Genomic DNA, 1,894 nt, shown 5'->3' with positions numbered 1-1,894 from the left:
CACCTGAAACAGTCATAGTCGGTAACACCATAACTTTAACGGCTCAAATCAAAGATGTCAATGTAGTCGCCTCTGCTACTATTAACCTTATGCCTATTTTAAATAATGCCAATCAACCGATGTTTGATGATGGAACAAATGGAGATGAGATAGCAAATGATGGAATCTACACTTATAAAACTACAATACCAAATTCTGTACTATGTGGAGTAAAGAATTTAGTTATAACGGCTACGGACATCGTTTCTAATATAAGTAAAGGAACTATAACCCTACAGGTAACAAATCCAAAGATAACTACTACTATCCCAACCTCAGGTACAATAGGCACAATAGTTACGATAGCCGGTGAAGGGTATCTACCTGAAGAACAAATTCGGATAGATTTTGGCACGACTAAAAGTATCACTATCATAGCTTCAGATAATACAGATAATTTTACTGGTACATTTAGCGTTGATTTTCAATCATCTGGGTTAAAGACAATTACTGTTACAGGTGTTATGTCTTGTAAATCTGTTGAGGTTACCTTTAGAGTTGATTCATGTACAATGCTCCTCTGGCTTAATGAACCTGGGTATAAAGATGACGGACTTTATCCAGAAATAGGGTTAAACTATACTACCTTCACTTATAAAGTTATGTATTTTGATTCTGATAATGATGCTCCATTAGGAGGATACCCTGTCGTCCATATTTTTAAAGGAGCTACGGAAGTTGCTAACAGTCCTTTTGTTATGGAAGAAGTAGACTCAACGGATATTAATTATGTAGATGGGAAATGGTATACCTATTCTACTTTGTTACCAGAAATAGGAACTTATTCATATTATTTTGAGGCATATGATGCAGGTAATGTAAATGCAGTAGGACAACCTGTTCTACCAAAAGAAAGACCAATAGTAACAGATAAACCTGTTTTAATGTGGGCAGCGGAAGAGGGATTTATCCATGATGGGATTAACCCTGGCACAGGCACAAGATATGTAACTAATTTTACCTACAAGGTAACTTATCAAGACCCTACGGGTTATCCTCCTGCAACAGGCTATCCGCGGGTGCATATCTTTCGCGGCGGCAATCCTGAATATCCAAATGGTCAGTATATGTTCATTAAAGTTGGTGATGATTATAAAACCGGGGTAACATACACTTTTGCAACTACATTTCCAATTGGCGGCAACCATTACACCTATTATTTTGAGGCAAAAAATACCAAAGGGATGTTTGCTTCAGGAGAGCCAACAAATGAACAGAATGGGCCAATAGTTGAAGGACCTAATTTTAAACCAACACTTTTCTGGTCGCAAAAACAAGGTTTTATTTCAGACGGCATTGACCCGAATTTCGGCACGCTTAAAACTGATTTTACTTATCAAATATTATATCAGGATACAAATGGTGACCCACCGGCAATTGGTTATCCAATAGTTTATATTTACAAACAAGCAAACTTAATCGCCACCGCCACGATGAATTTTGTTGACGGAAATTGGGCAAAAGGGGCAAATTACGCTTATTCAACCACACTCCCTCAAAAAGGTGAATATCAATATCAATTTAAGGTAAGGGACGAGCAGGGAGAAGAAGTAACATTTCCGCCTTATTTATACAAGTTAGGGCCAGAAGTTATCACTATCCAACCTAAAATTACTGACACTATTCCTTCCTCAGGTAATATTGGCACAATAGTTACGGTAATAGGTGAAGGTTATCTTGCAAATGAGCAAATACAAATAGATTTTGGAGCTACATTGACTATTGGCCTGACTACTACTAATGCTCAAGGTAGTTTTACCGCTGCCTTTACTGTCGATTCACAACCTTATGGATTAAAGACTATTACTGCTACAGGGCTTATCTCATGTGGAGTAGCAAAATCCATCTTTACTAT

The 1,894-nt window shown here is 37.4% G+C and carries 1 protein-coding gene; it reads left to right on the top strand.

The features are described 5' to 3' along the window. The coding region (locus AB1414_20105; GenBank protein MEW6609717.1) for a choice-of-anchor X domain-containing protein at positions 1–1,894 on the top strand (1,894 nt) is incomplete at both ends.

The sequence above is a fragment of the bacterium genome, assembly GCA_040755795.1.
Lineage (GTDB): Bacteria > UBA9089 > CG2-30-40-21 > CG2-30-40-21 > SBAY01 > JBFLXS01.
This window is presented reverse-complemented; position numbering and strand designations above follow the sequence as displayed.